General features: G+C 71.3%; 13 protein-coding genes. 6 read left to right on the top strand and 7 right to left on the bottom strand.

Annotated elements, in window-relative coordinates; genetic code table 11:
- Entirely contained in the window at window positions 1–2,121 is a 2,121-nt protein-coding gene (locus AB0N16_RS02100; protein ID WP_365792067.1) for a glycosyltransferase family 39 protein, read from the bottom strand.
- The gene (locus tag AB0N16_RS02095; RefSeq protein ID WP_365792065.1) at window positions 2,118–2,963 is read right to left on the bottom strand and encodes a glycosyltransferase; all 846 of its coding nucleotides are present in this window, start codon (window positions 2,961–2,963) and stop codon (window positions 2,118–2,120) included. The genes AB0N16_RS02100 and AB0N16_RS02095 overlap by 4 nt, the downstream gene beginning before the upstream one ends.
- Before the next feature lie 276 nt (window positions 2,964–3,239).
- On the opposite strand from AB0N16_RS02095, the gene AB0N16_RS02090 reads away from it, so the two are divergent.
- From AB0N16_RS02090 to AB0N16_RS02080, 3 genes are read left to right on the top strand one after another with little or no spacing between them, the layout of a single operon-like run.
- Window positions 3,240–4,370 carry an ABC transporter ATP-binding protein gene (locus tag AB0N16_RS02090; RefSeq protein ID WP_365792063.1) on the top strand — a complete coding sequence of 377 codons (1,131 nt, stop codon included), beginning with the start codon at window positions 3,240–3,242 and terminating at the stop codon, window positions 4,368–4,370.
- The gene (locus AB0N16_RS02085) at window positions 4,367–5,017 is read left to right on the top strand and encodes an ABC transporter permease subunit (protein WP_365792061.1); all 651 of its coding nucleotides are present in this window, start codon (window positions 4,367–4,369) and stop codon (window positions 5,015–5,017) included. Before AB0N16_RS02090 ends, AB0N16_RS02085 begins: the two co-directional genes overlap by 4 nt.
- Window positions 5,014–5,682: an ABC transporter permease gene (locus AB0N16_RS02080; RefSeq protein WP_365792059.1), complete on the top strand. Its 669-nt coding sequence runs from the start codon at window positions 5,014–5,016 to the stop codon at window positions 5,680–5,682. Before AB0N16_RS02085 ends, AB0N16_RS02080 begins: the two co-directional genes overlap by 4 nt.
- A gap of 111 nt (window positions 5,683–5,793) precedes the next feature.
- Here the strand turns inward: AB0N16_RS02080 and AB0N16_RS02075 are convergent, their stop codons facing one another.
- The 4 genes from AB0N16_RS02075 to AB0N16_RS02060 are packed head-to-tail and all read right to left on the bottom strand — an operon-like array spanning window position 5,794 to window position 9,712.
- Window positions 5,794–6,390: an ATP/GTP-binding protein gene (locus tag AB0N16_RS02075; protein WP_351729130.1), complete on the bottom strand. Its 597-nt coding sequence runs from the start codon at window positions 6,388–6,390 to the stop codon at window positions 5,794–5,796.
- Entirely contained in the window at window positions 6,377–6,793 is a 417-nt protein-coding gene (locus AB0N16_RS02070) for a DUF742 domain-containing protein (protein ID WP_351710291.1), read from the bottom strand. The genes AB0N16_RS02075 and AB0N16_RS02070 overlap by 14 nt, the downstream gene beginning before the upstream one ends.
- 34 nt (window positions 6,794–6,827) lie before the next feature.
- Complete coding sequence (locus tag AB0N16_RS02065) at window positions 6,828–7,307, bottom strand: roadblock/LC7 domain-containing protein (RefSeq protein WP_351325995.1); 480 nt, start codon at window positions 7,305–7,307, stop codon at window positions 6,828–6,830.
- The gene (locus AB0N16_RS02060) at window positions 7,304–9,712 is read right to left on the bottom strand and encodes an ATP-binding protein (RefSeq protein WP_365792056.1); all 2,409 of its coding nucleotides are present in this window, start codon (window positions 9,710–9,712) and stop codon (window positions 7,304–7,306) included. Before AB0N16_RS02060 ends, AB0N16_RS02065 begins: the two co-directional genes overlap by 4 nt.
- 344 nt (window positions 9,713–10,056) lie before the next feature.
- Between AB0N16_RS02060 and AB0N16_RS02055 the strand changes: the two genes are divergently transcribed.
- The gene (locus AB0N16_RS02055; RefSeq protein WP_365792054.1) at window positions 10,057–11,019 is read left to right on the top strand and encodes an ABC transporter substrate-binding protein; all 963 of its coding nucleotides are present in this window, start codon (window positions 10,057–10,059) and stop codon (window positions 11,017–11,019) included.
- Window positions 11,020–11,653: 634 nt separating this feature from the next.
- On the opposite strand, the gene AB0N16_RS02050 is transcribed toward AB0N16_RS02055, so the two are convergent.
- Window positions 11,654–12,109: a TerB family tellurite resistance protein gene (locus AB0N16_RS02050; protein ID WP_351729144.1), complete on the bottom strand. Its 456-nt coding sequence runs from the start codon at window positions 12,107–12,109 to the stop codon at window positions 11,654–11,656.
- Between the two features lie 171 nt (window positions 12,110–12,280).
- On the opposite strand from AB0N16_RS02050, the gene AB0N16_RS02045 reads away from it, so the two are divergent.
- Window positions 12,281–12,643, top strand: a complete 363-nt coding sequence (locus AB0N16_RS02045) for a metalloregulator ArsR/SmtB family transcription factor (RefSeq protein ID WP_351710267.1) — start codon at window positions 12,281–12,283, stop codon at window positions 12,641–12,643.
- Window positions 12,633–15,128, top strand: a complete 2,496-nt coding sequence (gene mgtA, locus AB0N16_RS02040; protein ID WP_365792051.1) for a magnesium-translocating P-type ATPase — start codon at window positions 12,633–12,635, stop codon at window positions 15,126–15,128. The genes AB0N16_RS02045 and mgtA overlap by 11 nt, the downstream gene beginning before the upstream one ends.
- Window positions 15,129–15,203 lie beyond the last annotated feature (75 nt).

Genomic DNA, 15,203 nt, shown 5'->3' with positions numbered 1-15,203 from the left:
TCAGCCGACGTCGGACGCGTCCAGCCGGTACAGACCGCTGTAGGCGCTCACCGCGCTGCCGTGCTTCTTCACCCAGGTCGCGATCTCCGAGTTCGTGCCCTGGCCGCCGTCGCTGCTGACGACGATGTAGTGCAGCTTGCCCGCCTTCACCAGGCTCTTGAGCTTGGCGAGGGTCATCGCGTCGTCGCTGCCGGACCAGCCGCCCATGGAGATGACGGGCTGACCGGACTCCAGGATGATCGAGGAGGCCGTCTGGTCGGTGGCCACCGCGACCAGCCAGGTGGCGCCGTCCTGGTGCTTCTTCAGGTACGTGATCATCGCGGAGCTGACCTGGGTGTCGCCGCCCATGCCTCCGGCGGTCCGACCGGACTGCGACTGGCTGCTGGAGCCGGAGCCGGAGCCGGAGCTGGAGCTGGAGCTGGAGCTGGAGTCGGTGCCGGAGCTGGAGCCGGAGTCGGTGCCCGTGCTTCCCGTGCCGGTCGGGGGCTGCCCCATGGACTGCCCGCCGGAACCGCTTGGGGCGGTGCCGGTCCCGGTCCCGCTCGGTGCGCTGCCGCTCGGTCGCTGGCCACCGCCGCCGCCCATACCGCCCCCGGTGCTGGGGCCGGCCGTCGGGTTGGTGCCGTTGGTGCTCGCGGTCGTGGCAGCAGAGACGGAGTAGGCGGCCGGGCCGGCCAGCAGGGCGACGATCGCCGCCACCGCCGCGAAGCCCATCAGCCTCCGCCGTTGCGTGAACCGGCCGACCAGCAGCCCGGTCACCGCCAGCACACCGCCCAGCGCGGCCACCACCTCGGCGACCGTGTACACCGTGCCGGAGCCCGAGACCCGCTGGAGCAGGAAGACCGCCCAGACGGTGCTGGCGGCGACCGCCACCGGCAGCACCCAACCCCACTTGGCGGCCGAGCCGTCGCGGAAGGCGTTGTGAAGCATCACCCCGCCCGCGCCGGCCACGGCCGCGATCCCGGGGGCCATCGCGGTGACGTAGTACGGGTGGAAGGTGCCCTCGGCGAGGGAGAAGGTCAGGAAGTGCAGGACGAACCAGCCGCCCCACAGCATCAGCGCGGCCCGCCTGGCATCGGTGCGCGGTGCCCGGCCGCGCAGCACCAGCGCGCCGGCCAGGGCGATCGCGGCGAACGGGATCAACCAGGAGATCTGGCCGCCCATGATGTCGTTGAACATCCGGTACAGGCCCGAGCTGCCGCCGAAGCCGGCGCCGTTGCCGGCCGAGCCCACCGAGGAACTCGCCCCGAAGATCCGGCCGAAGCCGTTGTAGCCGATGACCAGGTCCCACACGGTGTTGTCGGTGGAGCCGCCGATGTAGGGCCGCGAGGAGGCCGGGATGAGGTCGACGATCACCATCCACCACGCGCTGCTCACGAGCAACGCGACCGTGGCGACGGCGAGGTTGCGGACGCGCCGGCCCAACGACACGTTCGCGGCCCACAGATAGACCAGGAAGAACGCCGGCAGCACGACGTACGCCTGCATCATCTTGGTGTTGAACGCGAAGCCGATCGACACCGCCGACCACACCAGCGGCAGCAGCCTGCCGGTGCGTACCGCCTTCAGCAGCGCGGCGGCGCCGAGCAGCATCAGGAAGACCAGGACCGGGTCGGGGTTGGTGTCACGGTTGATGGCGACGGTGATCGGGGTGAGGGTCAGGACGAGGGCGGCGATCGTGCCCGCCGCGACCCCGAAGTCCCGCTTGACCAGCCGGTACAGCAGGGCGACCGAGCCGACTCCGACGGTGATCATCGGCAGCATCAACTGCCAGGTGCCGTAGCCGAAGGCGCGGGCGGACAGGCCCATCACCCACAGGGCGAAGGGGGGTTTGTCGACGGTGATGAAGCTGCCGGAGTCCAGGGCGCCGAAGAAGAACGCCTTCCAGCTCTTGGTGCCGGAGTAGACGGCCGCGTTGTAGAAGGTGTTGCCGGTGACGGAGGAGAGGTTCCAGGCGTACAGGGCGGTGGCCAGGAGCAGGATCGCCCACAGGGCGGGGCGGGCCCAGCGCGGGTCCTCGGGCGCGCTCATGAACAGCCTTCTGGCGCGGGAGACCGGCGGGGCGGCGGACCGGTGCCGGCCGTCCTGGACCGGGGTGGGCGGCGGGGCGAGGGTCGTCATGACGCGTACTCCAGGGGCTCGGTGGCGGTGGCCGCCGCGGTGGGCAGGACCGCGACGTGCTGCGGGACGGTGGTACGGCGGGGTACGGCGGGGACGCGGGTGCGGCCGGTGACGGTGGCCCGGAACATCCGGCCCATGCCCTTGAGGTCGTCGACGGCGGTGCGGACGATGTCGACCCGGCTGTCGGGGTCGTCGACCCAGTCGACCGGGACCTCGTGCACGCGCAGCCCGTTGCGCTGGGCGAGCACGAGGAGTTCGGTGTCGAAGAACCAGGCGGTGTCCTCGATGTGCGGGGCGAGGACGCGGAAGACCCCGGTGCGCACGGCCTTGAAGCCGCACTGCGCGTCCGAGAACCGGGCGCCGAGGCCCGCGGTGAGCAGCAGGTTGTAGGAGCGCGAGATGAACTCCCGCTTCGGGCCGCGCACCACCGCCGACTGCCGGTGCAGCCGGCTGCCGATGGCGAGGTCGCTGTGCCCGGAGAGCAGCGGGGCGACGAGCGGCAGGAAGGCTTCGAGGCCGGTGGAGAGGTCGACGTCCATGTAGGCGACGACGTCGGCCGTGGACCGGCTCCACACGTGTTTCAGGGCGCGGCCCCGGCCCTTCTCCTCCAGGCGCCGTGCGTGGACGTGCGGCAGGCGCAGGGTCAGGTCGGTCGCCATCGTCCAGGTGGCGTCCGTGCTCGCGTTGTCCGCGATCGTGACGCGGAACGGGAACGGGAAGGAGTCCTCGAGGTATGCGTGGAGACGGCCGATGCTGTCGGCGAGGACATGGGCCTCGTTGTGGACCGGCACCACGATCTCGACCGACCGGCGCCGGACGCCTCCCGCGTTCGTTTCGTTCATGACCATGACGATCGAGGCGCTGTCTGGGGTGGCCGTGAGGCTTCACTGAGCGGGGAATGAGAATCAGGGAACTCACAGGTTCCGCACAGCGGGCGCCGGTCGGGCGCCCAGGAAGCGGCCCGGGGCGGGGCGGCAGGTCACAGACTGAAGACGACCAGTCAGCCGCCAAAGTGCTGAAACACTTGCGGTCTAGACTCTCCCCGCAACGGCCTGCACCACGGCGACCGTGGTCGAAAACTGGGCAGTCTCAGCCACACCCGAAGGGCGTTCGGCGTTTTGATACGGATAGATTCAGTCACCAAGCGGTATCCGGACGGTACGGTCGCCGTCGACCGACTCTCCCTGGAGATACCGGATCGCTCGATCACCGTCTTCGTCGGCCCTTCGGGCTGCGGCAAGACGACGACCCTGCGGATGATCAACCGGATGGTCGAGCCCAGCGAGGGCCGTATCCTCCTCGACGGCGCCGACATCCAGGCGCAGCCGGTCAACACCCTGCGCCGGTCGATGGGTTACGTCATCCAGAACGCCGGTCTCTTCCAGCACCGCACGATCATCGACAACATCGCGACGGTGCCCAGGCTGCTCGGCTGGAGCAAGCAGAAGGCCCGCGTCCGCGCGGCCGAGCTGATGGACCGGGTGGGCCTGGACTCGGCCCTCGCCAAGCGTTACCCGTACCAGCTCTCCGGCGGCCAGCAGCAGCGCGTCGGCGTGGCCCGGGCGCTCGCCGCCGACCCGCCCGTCCTGCTGATGGACGAGCCGTTCTCCGCCGTGGACCCCGTGGTCCGTAAGGGCCTCCAGGACGAACTCCTGCGCATCCAGGGCGAGTTGGGCAAGACCATCGTCTTCGTCACCCATGACATCGACGAGGCGATCAAACTCGGCACGATGGTCGCCGTGATGCGTACCGGCGGCCACCTCGCCCAGTACGCGCCGCCCGCCGAACTGCTCACCGACCCCGCCGACGCCTTCGTCGAGGACTTCCTCGGCGCCGACCGGGGCATCCGCCGGCTGTCCTTCTTCCCCTCCGCGGACCTCGCGTTGCAGACCGCCCCGATCGTCCCGGTCGACGCCGACGCCGCCAAGCTCGGTGCCCGCACCGCGACGGACGCCCCCTACCTCCTCGTGACGGACCTGGACGGCAGGCCGCTGGGCTGGGGCGAGCCGCGCGCCCTCACCGCAGGATCGATCGACCCGGAGCGGCTGCTGCCGTACGGGCGGCCGTTCGTGCCCGGCCGGGACTCGCTGCGCGCCGCCCTCGACGGCTCCGTGCTCTCGCCGACCGGCTGGGCGGTGGCCGTGGACGGCGAGGGACGCGCGGTCGGCGTCGTCTCCCAGCAGGTCATCGGCGCCGCGATCCGCACCGCCCACGCCGAGGGCCGCGACCACACGAAGGTCGGGGGATGAGCGGCTTCTTCGACATCCCCAGCGACCTCCAGAACACCTACTTCGGGCTGATCGGCCTCCACCTCCGCGAGGCCCTCATCCCGGTCCTGGCCGGCCTGCTGGTGTCCCTGCCCATCGCCCAGCTCTGCGTGCGCTTCCGCTGGCTGTACCCGCCGGTCCTGGGCGTGACCACGATCCTGTACGCCATCCCCTCGCTGGCTTTCTTCGTCGTCCTCATCGACTACACCGGCCAGACCGAGACGACGGTGATGATCCCGCTCGCGGTGTACAGCCTGGTGGTCCTGGTCCCGGCGATCGTGGACGGTGTCCGCTCGGTCCCGGCCGAGACCCTCGCCGCCGCCACCGCCATGGGCCTCGGCCCCGTACGCCGTTACTTCCAGGTGCAGTTGCCGATCGCCGTCCCCGCGATCATCGCGGGCCTGCGGGTGGCCACCGTCTCCAGCATCTCCCTGGTCAGCGTCGGCATGCTGATCGGCAACCAGGGCGCCCTCGGCAACCTGCTCAACGACGCCAACATCTACCACCGTCCCGAGCTGGCGGTGAACTCCGTGGTGACGACGGCCGTGCTGGCGATCCTGGCGGACGCCCTCCTCGTCCTCCTGCGCCGTGTGCTGACGCCCTGGATGCCGAAGGAGAGCACCCGGTGAACGTCCTCAACTTCATCCACGCCTTCTTCAGCGACAGTTCGCACTGGCACGGCTACGACGGCATCCCCACCCGGCTTTGGGAGCACATCCAGTACTCGCTGAAGGCGCTCGCCTACGCGGCGGTCATCGGCCTGCCCATCGGCCTGATCACCGGCCACTACGGCCGCGGCGGCAACACCCTCGCCCTGATCGCCACGGCCGGCCGGGCGCTGCCCAGCTTCGGCCTGCTGGTCCTGATGTTCATCTGGCTCGGCTTCGGCATGCTGCCGGTGATGATCCCGCTGGTGATCCTCGCCGTACCGCCGATCCTGGTCACGACGTACGAGGCGATGCGCTCGGTCGACCCGTCCCCGGTGGACGCGGCGCGCGGCATGGGCATGCCGGAGGCACGCGTCCTCTTCCAGGTCGAACTCCCGGTCGCCCTCCCGCTGATCCTCAGCGGCCTGCGTTCGGCGGCCATCCAGATCGTCTCGACGGCGACGATCGCGGCGTACGTCAGCCTGGGCGGCCTGGGCCGCTACATCATCGACGGCCTCTACCAGAAGAACTACGAGAAGGTCGTCGGCGGCGCCACCCTGGTGGCGGCGATGGCCCTGGCGACGCTGGGCATCTTCTGGGCGGTACAGAGACTGACGGTGTCTCCTGGCGTACGGCGGAGCAGCTGAGTCAGGGGCGCGGGACTGTACTGAATATGCGGCTACCGCCGCGTGGGCGCGACCAGCCCCACGCGGCGGTAGCCGCAGTTCCCCACCCGCGGCACTACCCCCCAGGCCGCACTACCCCTCACGCCGCGCCAGCGCCAGTTCCAGCACAACGAGCAGCGCATCCCGAACGGAACCCCGTTCACGCGCGTCGAAGACGACCAGCGGGGTCCCCTCCGCGACGTCCAGCGCCCACCGCACCTCGTCCAGCGTGTGCTCGACATGCCCGTCGAACGCGTTGATGGCGATGGCGAACGGAATCCCGCGGTGCTCGAAGTAGTCGACCGCCGCATAGCAGTCGTCGAGCCGCCGCGTGTCCACGATCACGAGCCCGCCGAGCGCTCCCTCGACGATGTCGTCCCACATGAAGCCGAACCGTTCCTGCCCGGGCGTGCCGAACAGGTACAGCTTCAGCGTCGGGTCGATGGTGATGCAGCCGAAGTCCATCGCCACGGTCGTGGTCGTCTTGCGCGGGGTGAGCGTCAGATCGTCCACGCCCGCCGCGACCTCGGTGATCGACGCCTCGGTGGTCAGTGGCTCGATCTCCGAGATCGAGCCGACGGCGGTGGTCTTGCCCACGCCGAAACCGCCCGCGATGACCATCTTCACCGGCAGCGGCGGCCGGACGGCCGTACGCCCGGTCCCCCGGGTCAGCGAGTCAGTCGGTGTCACGGAGTACCCCTCGGGAGTCTGGGATGGCCCGCAGGCCGTCGATAACCCTGCGCAGGACGGACGAGTCGTGGGTGGCTTCGAAGTCGGGCACATGCACGGTCAGCTGCCCCGCCTCGCGCAGGTCTTCGGCGAGCACCCGGACCACGTTCAGGTGCAGCCGCAGCCGGGCCGCCAGTTCCGCGAGCGACTGCGGAATCCGGCACGCGGCGACGATGTCGTGCTGCTCGAAGGAGAGCCGGGCGAGCGCGTCGAGTCCGGCGGTGGTCGCCACCACCTGGGTCTCGACGGGCATCGCCGGTCCGGAGGCGCTGTCCGCCACCCGGCCGGCGGTGACCAGGAACGGCCGTACGGCGGGGGCGGGGCCGACCGGGTCCGGGCCCGGGGGCGGGAAGCCGTCCGCCATGGCTGTGTCTTCCTCTCTCGACCGGCTCCGCCGGTCAGCGCGTCTGTGGGACGCCGACGCTGTTCTTCAGCTCCAGGACCAGCTGCGGGCTGAGCGCGGCACCGGCCCGGTTGGCGAACAGAGTCATCTCGTAGGCGATGTTGCCGAGCTTGGCCTCGTTGTCGGCGACCACGCCGAGCACGGCGCCGCTGCCGATCGCGGAGACGATGACATGGCCGCCCTCCAGGTCGATGATGACCTTGTTGAGACCGCCCAGGCCGTAGTTGCCGGAGGCACCGGCGGCCAGGCTGGTGATGCCGGAGACGATCGCGGCCAGCCGTTCGGAGTGCGCGCGCTCACGCAGCTCCGACACGGCGATCAGCAGACCGTCGGAGGACACGGCGATCGCGTCCACCACGCCGGCTGTCTCGGTCGCGAAGCGGTTCAGCAGCCAGGTGAAGTCGGCTGCGGCCGCCTGCAGGTCGGTCGGCGTGGCGGCGCCGCCCGTCGGGGTGTCACCTGTCGACGTGCTCACTGCTCGGCTCCTTCCGGAAGGTGGATCTGGTGGTGCGGCGGGTTGGTCTCGGGGTGCGGCGCGGGCCGCTCATGGCTTCCGGTGTCGCTCTCGCGCCGGGCACGCTCCACCGCCGCCTCGAACTCCTCCAGCGCGTCCCGCTCGGCTTCGGCGTCACGGTTGCGCGGAGGCTGGGCGAGGGTCTGGGCGGCGCCGACGGTGGCGCGGAGGGTCGCGCCGCGTACCCGGCGGCGCAGCGGGCGCGCTCCGTCGGCGGAGTCGGCCGGGATCAGCGGGACCGCTGCGGCCTGTGCCTCGGCGGCCGGTTCGCGGCGCGGCACCCGGCGGGGGAGCGGGCCCTCGGGCTCGACGGCGGCCGGGACCGAGGCGGCGGGGGTCGGCCCGGTCGGTTCGGCCGGCGCCGTCGGTTCCACGGCGAGCGGAGCGCCGGCGGTGTCGGCCACCGCGCTCATCGTCAGCAACAGGCGGGAGGGCAGCGTCACCTCGGCGGTGACACCGCCGCCCGGGGTCCGGGTCAGCTCGACGCCGATCTCCCAGCGCCGGGCCAGCGCACCCACCACGAACAGGCCGAGCACCTTGGTCGGCACCAGGTCGAGGCGCTCACGGCGGATCAGCCGGGCGTTCTCCTCGACCAGCCGCTCGGCGCTCATGCCCAGGCCGTGGTCGGTGACAACGATGTGCGCGCCGTCGTCGTTGGTGCGGACGGTCACCTCGACCGGGCTGCCCTCCGGCGAGAACGACACCGCGTTCTCCAGGAGTTCGGCCACCATCAGGGTGAGGTCGCCGATGATGTCCGGCTCGATCATGACGTCGGTGCCGGCGTACAGCCGTACCCGCTGGTAGCCCTCGATCTGGCCGAGTGCGGCCCGGACCACGTTGGACAGCGGGGTGGGCCCGGAGGCCAGCACGGTCTCGCGGATGCCGGCCAGCAGCATCAGGCTGTCGGCGTTGCGGCGCAGGCGGACGGCGATGTGGTCGATGGAGTAGAGGCGTTCGAGAAGGGCCGGGTCGGTCTCCGCGCGCTCCACCGCGTCGATGAAGGCGAGCTGACGGGTGGTCAGGTTGCTGACCCGGCGGCCGACGTTGCCGAACATCTCGGCGGTGTTGCGGCGGCTGAGCACCTGGCGTTCGAGAAGGGCCGCGGCCGTGGTCTGCACCTGGTTGAACGCCGCGGCCAGGTCACCGATCTCGTCGCGGGCGGTCACCGGCATGTCACGCAGCCGGGGCGGGCTGTCGTCCTCGGTGTCGTCGTCGGCGACCCGGGCGAGTTCGCGGCCCGCCACCTCGGCGACCTCGTGCGCGACCCCGGTCAGGGCCTGCACCGGGCGGATCACCGAGCGCCGTACCAGCGCGGCGAGGGTGATCCACAGGACGAAGCCGAGCAGGGTGCCGGTCAGCAGGTAGATGGCGCGCCACTTGGCCGAGTCGGCGGTGGCGTCGGCCCGGTCGGCGATCTGGCCGATGAGCGAGGCGGTGATGTTCAGCCGGGCGGTGGCCTGGACGAGATAGTCCGGGTAGTCGGTCAGCGCGTCGTTGACCGCCCGCCGGATGGCGTCCTGGCTGCCCGCCTCCAGCTTGCTGGGGTCGATCTGCAGCTCGGCGTAGGACTCCGCGATCTTGCCCTGTGCCTTGGTGTGCTCGACGGAGGCCAGCTGGGCCGCCTGCCCCTCGGTGGCGAACCGGGTGAAGCGTTGGGCCTGGTGCTGGTACAGGTCGTAGGCGCCGACCGCGTTGGTGAACTCGATCAGCGCGTTGGTGTCCCCGGTGGTGGCCGCCAGCACGTTGGTCTCGAAGGCGCCGTGGGCGGCGTCCGCACGCAGCAGCGAGTCCAGCAGGTTGCCGGTGAAGGTGGCGGCGAGGTTGGCGTTGCGGTCCAGACCGAGGCCGTCGATCAGGTCGTTGGCCGCGTTGCTGTACGCCGGGTCGATGTTGTCCGCCGGCAGGTACGACTGCTCTACGGACTCGCGCAGGCTGGACAGGCCCTCGACCTGCCGCAGGGCGTCGGACTCGCTGTCCGGCAGCCGGTCGCCGAAGGCGTCACGGACCTTGCGGAGCTGGTCGGTCACCGCTTTCTGGGCCGCCCGGTAGGCGGCCCGCGAGGGGGTGCTGTACCCGGACTCGTACCGGGCGGAGAGCAGGATCGCCTGCTGGTGCTCCGCCTCGACCTTGTCCACGAGCCGCGCCACCTGGGTGCTGTCCCGGACCATCCGTGCCGCGTCCTCCGCGCTGCTGGACTGTTGCACCAGATCGGTGAAGACGTAGGCGAGCAGTACGGCGATGACGGCGAGCGGCACACCGACCAGCAGGTTCAGCTTGCGCCGGAAGGGCCAACGGTCGGCGAAACCCCGAATCCCACCCCGCTCCTGGGCGGGCCGGACGGGCGCGTCCACCTGGTTCGTGGACACCGGGCCTCCTTCATGAGGGTGTCTCGACTGTGGGGGGCGTCTTCACCCCGAGCTGATGCGGAACGACACCGAGTAGCGGGCCCCGTGCACCGCTGTGACCGATATCAACTGCCGTGAGACTACAGCGTTCTTGAAGCGCGATTCCGCTTGGTCTTTATCAAGAATCCGTTACAAAGAGACCGCTCTCCGTCCACAACTGGCCACGGATCGAAGCCAATCGGTGACCCGGAGATACTTGACTGATCGAGAACCGGCTGGATTGGATCGTGCGGAGTGGTTCGCAACAACCCCACGTGGTTCGCAACACCCCCACCCTTCCGCCCACAGCTCCCGGAACGGCAACCGTGACTTCCAACACCCTTCCCAGCAGGTCAATCCGGACATACCGAGGCGTGGCGGCGGTCGCGCTCGCCGCGACGACGGCCCTGCTGGCGGGCTGTTCCTCCTCCGACGACAGCAAGTCCGACCCGCTGTCCGACAGCAAGGCCAGTGGCGACACCGTGGTCGTCGGCTCGAACAACTTCGCCGAGAGCATCCTGATCGCCGACATCTACGGCGAGGCTCTCAAGGCCAAGGGCGTCAAGGTCACTTACAAGTCGAACATCGGCAGCCGCGAGACCACCTACGGTCTGCTCAAGAACGGTTCGATCTCGGTCCTGCCCGAGTACAACGGCGCCCTGCTCGCCTACCTCGACCCCAAGGCCACCCCGAAGACCGTCGAGGAGACCACCAAGGCCGTCGAGGCCAAGCTCGACTCCAAGCTGACGCTGCTGGACCCGGCGGACGCGCAGGACAAGGACACGGTGACGGTCAACGCGGCGACCGCAGCCAAGTACAACCTCACCGAGAAGTCCTCCATAGCCGACCTCAAGAGCATCGCCAAGGACCTGGTCATCGGCGCCTCGCCGGAGTTCCAGACCCGCCAGCAGGGCCTGGTGGGCCTGAAGTCCGTGTACGGGCTGGAGTTCAAGTCCTTCAAGGCGCTGGACGCGGGCGGCCCGCTCACCCAGGCGGCCCTGACGAAGAACGCGGTGCAGGCCGCCGACATCTTCAGCACGGACCCGACCATCACCAAGGAGAAGTTCGTCGTCCTCCAGGACCCCGAGAACCTCTTCGGTTTCGAGAACGTCCAGCCCCTGGTCTACAAGAGCGCCCTGAACCAGACGGCCACCGACGCCCTCAACGCGGTCTCCGCCAAGCTCGACACGGCGACCCTGCTGGACCTGGACACCCAGGTGCAGTCCGACAACAAGGACCCGCTGGATGTGGCCCAGGCCTGGCTGAAGAAGGCCGGCCTCAGCAGCTGACCCGCACCCCGCCCGATCTCCCTTGGAGAACACCAGCGACATACCGCGACAGGTGCCCGCGCGCTCCTGCGTCGTGCTCGACGGCAACGGCCTAGGCCTGCCCGGACTCGTCCGGCTGGCCGACGCCGTCGCCGACCCGGTCGTACCGCCCGAGGCGCTCGACCGGGTCGGTCACGCCCACGAGACCGCCGAAAACCTCGCGGCGCAGGCCTTTGGTACGGCCGTGGCACCGGTGTGGGCGCCCACCGCTCGATCGCGGTCGACCCGTCGGACGCACGATGATCCTGGAGGACACGACCAACTCGGCCCTGGCAGAGATCCGTTCGTTCGTCCGCGTCCCCGGCCTCGGCGGCCACCGCGACGGAACTGCTCCCGAAGCTGGCCGACTTGTGAGATGCGTGAGTCTGCGGGCACTGGCCCTGGTCGGCCCATCCACGGCGACAGCGCCTCCCAGGCGGCCGGCGAGCCGATCCCGGCCCGGTGCGGGCAGGCCGGCATCGAGCGCCGCGGACTCGTCGAACGGCGAGGTGCCGGGCTTTCCGGCGCCGCGGAACAGGACCCTCCGTCGGTGGGCGGCCGGGGATGAGGGCGCGGCCCGAGGCGTCGAGCGCGCCCCCTCACACCTGGCGGACGGTCAGAGGTCGAACTCGTGCGGCGGCAGGTCGAGGGTGAAGCAGGCCTCGCGGACCACGGCCTGCTCGGTCTTGTCGAAGTCGCCGTCCGCGCCGCCGATCACGATGCCGATCTGGATGACGGCACGCGCCTCGGCCGGCTTCTTCTTCGCCTTGGCGACCTCCTGGAGCACACTCACCTTGCCGAAGGCGAAATCGGCGGTCAGCTTGTTCAGATTCTCCTCGAAACGACGGCGCAGGTCGTCCGCCGGGAAGTTCTGCAGCACCTCGTTGGTGGCGATGAGCTGGGCGACCCGCTGCCGCTCCGCCGGATCGATGGTGCCGTCGGCAGCCGCCACGAGCGCGCACATCGCCATGCTCGCATCGCGGAACGCACCGCTCTTCAGGTCGTTCTTCTTCGCCACGAGCTGGGTCTGCATCTGCGTCGCGGAGTCCTTGATGCGGTCCCACAGAGCCATGCGCACTCACTCCTCGGTCGGTATGTGCTTGCCAAGAGCCTTGCTTGCCAGGAATTTACTTCTACAACAACGTAGAAACTGACGTGGTCACGGAGAAGTTCCCGCGTCCTAGACTGTTCCCTTCGATCCGGAACGGGTCCCCTCGACGCGGTGGACAGGAGGAGTACGACAGTGGCGACAGCGCCCGGCAGCGGCCACGACGACCCCTCCGCGGACGTGCTCACGGAGGCGGCAGCGGCCTTCGGGCTGCTCGCCTCGCCCGCCCGGCTGCACATCGTCTGGGCGCTGGCGCAGGGCGAGAGCGATGTCACCGGCCTCGCCGAGCGGGTCGGCGGCGCGCTGCCCGCCGTCAGCCAGCACCTCACCAAGCTGAAGCTCGCCGGCCTGGTCCGCTCCCGCCGGGAGGGCCGCCGCCAGGTGTACCTGGTGGACGACCCGGACGTGGTCGATGTCGTACGCCTCCTCGTCGGCCGCCTCACCGCCCGCACCACCGGCGCCGAACTCCCGGCCCCTCGCCACCTCCGTGGACTCTGAGGGCGAGGCCGCCACCGCGCTGCAGGTGCTGCGCCGGCTGCACACGGGACCGCGAGGACTGACCGAGGCCGAGGCCGCGGCCCGGCTCGCCGAGGCCGGCGAGAACACCCCGCCCCTCCCGCACACCGCCTCCTGGCCGCTGCGCTGTGCCCGGGCTCTGCGCGACCCCTTCACCACCGTCCTGCTCACCCTCGGCCTGGTCTCCGCCGCCGTCGCCTCCTGGGGCACGGCCGTCGTGATCCTCGCCCTGGTCGCGGTCAGCTGCGGGCTGCGCGCCGCCGGGGAACACCGCGCCGACCGCTCCCTGGCCGCCTTGCGCGAACTCGTCGCCGGCACCGCCACCGTGCTGCGCCGCACCGGGAAGGAGACGGAACCGCGAGCCCGGGAGGTCCCGGTCGCCGAACTGGTCCCGGGCGATGTCGTACGGCTCGGCCCCGGCGACCTGGTCCCGGCCGACGTACGGCTGTTGCGCGCCCGTGGGCTGACCGTGCACCAGTCCGCGCTCACCGGAGAGTCGGCGCCCGTCGCGAAGGCCGCCGCCGAGATCCCCGACGCGGCCGACGCGGGCCCCTTCCAGGAGCCGTACCTCTGTTTCCAGGGCAGCGGGGTCGCCTCGGGCAGTGCCACGGCGGTCGTCGTGGTGACGGGGGAGCGGACCCGGTTCGCCGCCGCGCAGAGCGCGGCGGGCGGCCGGCGCGCGGCGAGCGCCTTCGACCGGTCCGTGCACGGCATCTCCTGGGTGCTGATCCGGTTCATGCTGCTCACCCCGCCGCTGGTCCTCATGGCCAACGCCGCGCTGCGCGGCCGGGGTCTGGAGACGCTGCCCTTCGCGGTCGCGGTCGCCGTCGGGCTCACCCCCGAGATGCTCCCGGTGATCGTCACCACCTGTCTGGCCCGGGCCGCCGCCCTGCTCGCCCGCACCCACCGGGTCGTCGTACGACGGCTGCCCGCCCTGCACGACCTCGGCGCGGTCGACGTCCTCTGCCTCGACAAGACCGGCACCCTCACCCAGGACCGCCCCGTCGTCGAACGCGCCCTCGGTCCCGACGGGCAGGACGACCCGGAGGTGCTGCGCTGGGCGGCCGTCGGCGCCTGGTGGACCCTCCAGCTCGCCGAACTGCCCGCCGCCGACGCCCTGGACGAGGCCCTGCTCACCGCGGCCGGACCGGTGGGCGAGGACCACGACGGCATCGGCGCGGTCCCCTTCGACCCCGGGCGGCGTACCGCCACCGCGGTCCTCGCCGGCCGCCTCGGCACCCATGTCCTCGTCACCAAGGGCGCCGCCGAGGACGTACTGGGCCGCTGCGACCTCGACCCCGCCGAACGCCGTCGCCACCTCGCCCTCGCCGCCCGCGAGGCCGGCGCCGGGCTGCGCGTCCTCGCCGTCGCCACCGCCGAAGCATCCGCCCGCACCCGCCCCTACACGGCCGCCGACGAACACGGCCTCACCTTCCGGGGCCTGGTCACCTTCCGGGACGCCCTCGCCCCCGGCGCCGCCGAGGCCCTGCGCGGCCTCACCGGGCTCGGCATCACCGTCCGCGTCCTCACCGGCGACCACCCCGCCACGGCCGCCCGCGCCTGCCGGGACCTCGGCCTGGACGCGGACCGGGTGACCGTGGCCGGTGATCCCCTCGACCTGGACGCCGGCGTCGTCGCCCGCTGCACTCCCGAGGACAAGGCCCGTATCGTCAGCGGGCTGCGCGCCGCCGGGCACACCGTCGGCTTCCTCGGCGACGGCGTCAACGACATCCCCGCCCTGCGCGCGGCCGACGTCGGGATCGCGCCCCGCACCGCCGTGGACCTCGCCCGCGAGACCGCCGACGTCGTGCTCGCCGCGAAGGACCTCGGCGCGATCGGGCACGCCGTCACCGCCGGCCGGCACAGCAGCGCCAACATCGCCTCCTATCTGCGGGTCACCCTCTCCTCCAACCTCGGCAACGTCATCGCGATGCTCTGTGCCGGCCTGCTGCTCCCCTTCCTGCCGATGCTCCCGGCCCAGGTGCTCGTCCAGAACCTCTGCTTCGACGCCGCCCAGCTCGCCTTCGCCCACGACCGCCCCGGCCCGGCGGCACTGCGCCGCCCGACCGTGCTGCGACCGCGCGCCTTCCTGCGGTTCATCACCGGCTTCGGCGTGCTCAACGCGATCGCCGACCTCGCCACCTTCGGCGTGCTCGCGCTCGCCCTGCGCGGCCCCGACGCCCTCGACGACCAGGCCGTCTTCCACTCGGCCTGGTTCACCGAGAACCTGCTCACCCAGGCCCTGGTGATGTTCCTGCTGCGCGGCGGCACCCGGCCCGGGCCCATCGGCCGGGCCGCCGCCGCGCTCGCCGCCGTCGGCCTGCTGGTCCCGCCCAGCCCCCTGGGGGCGGCCGTCGGCATGACCGGGCTGCCGCCCGCCTACCCGCTGCTGCTTGCCGCCGTCCTGGCGCTGTACGCCGCGGCCCTGAGGGCGGTGCGGGCACGCCACGACCGAGGCCGGCCGTAGCGATCACGAGGCCGTGTCAGTGCACCACCTCCCAACCCGGGTTGTACAGTTGCGCAAGGTAGCAATCGTCGCTGC

The organism is Streptomyces sp. NPDC051105, assembly GCF_040682795.1.
GTDB lineage: Bacteria > Actinomycetota > Actinomycetes > Streptomycetales > Streptomycetaceae > Streptomyces.
This window is presented reverse-complemented; position numbering and strand designations above follow the sequence as displayed.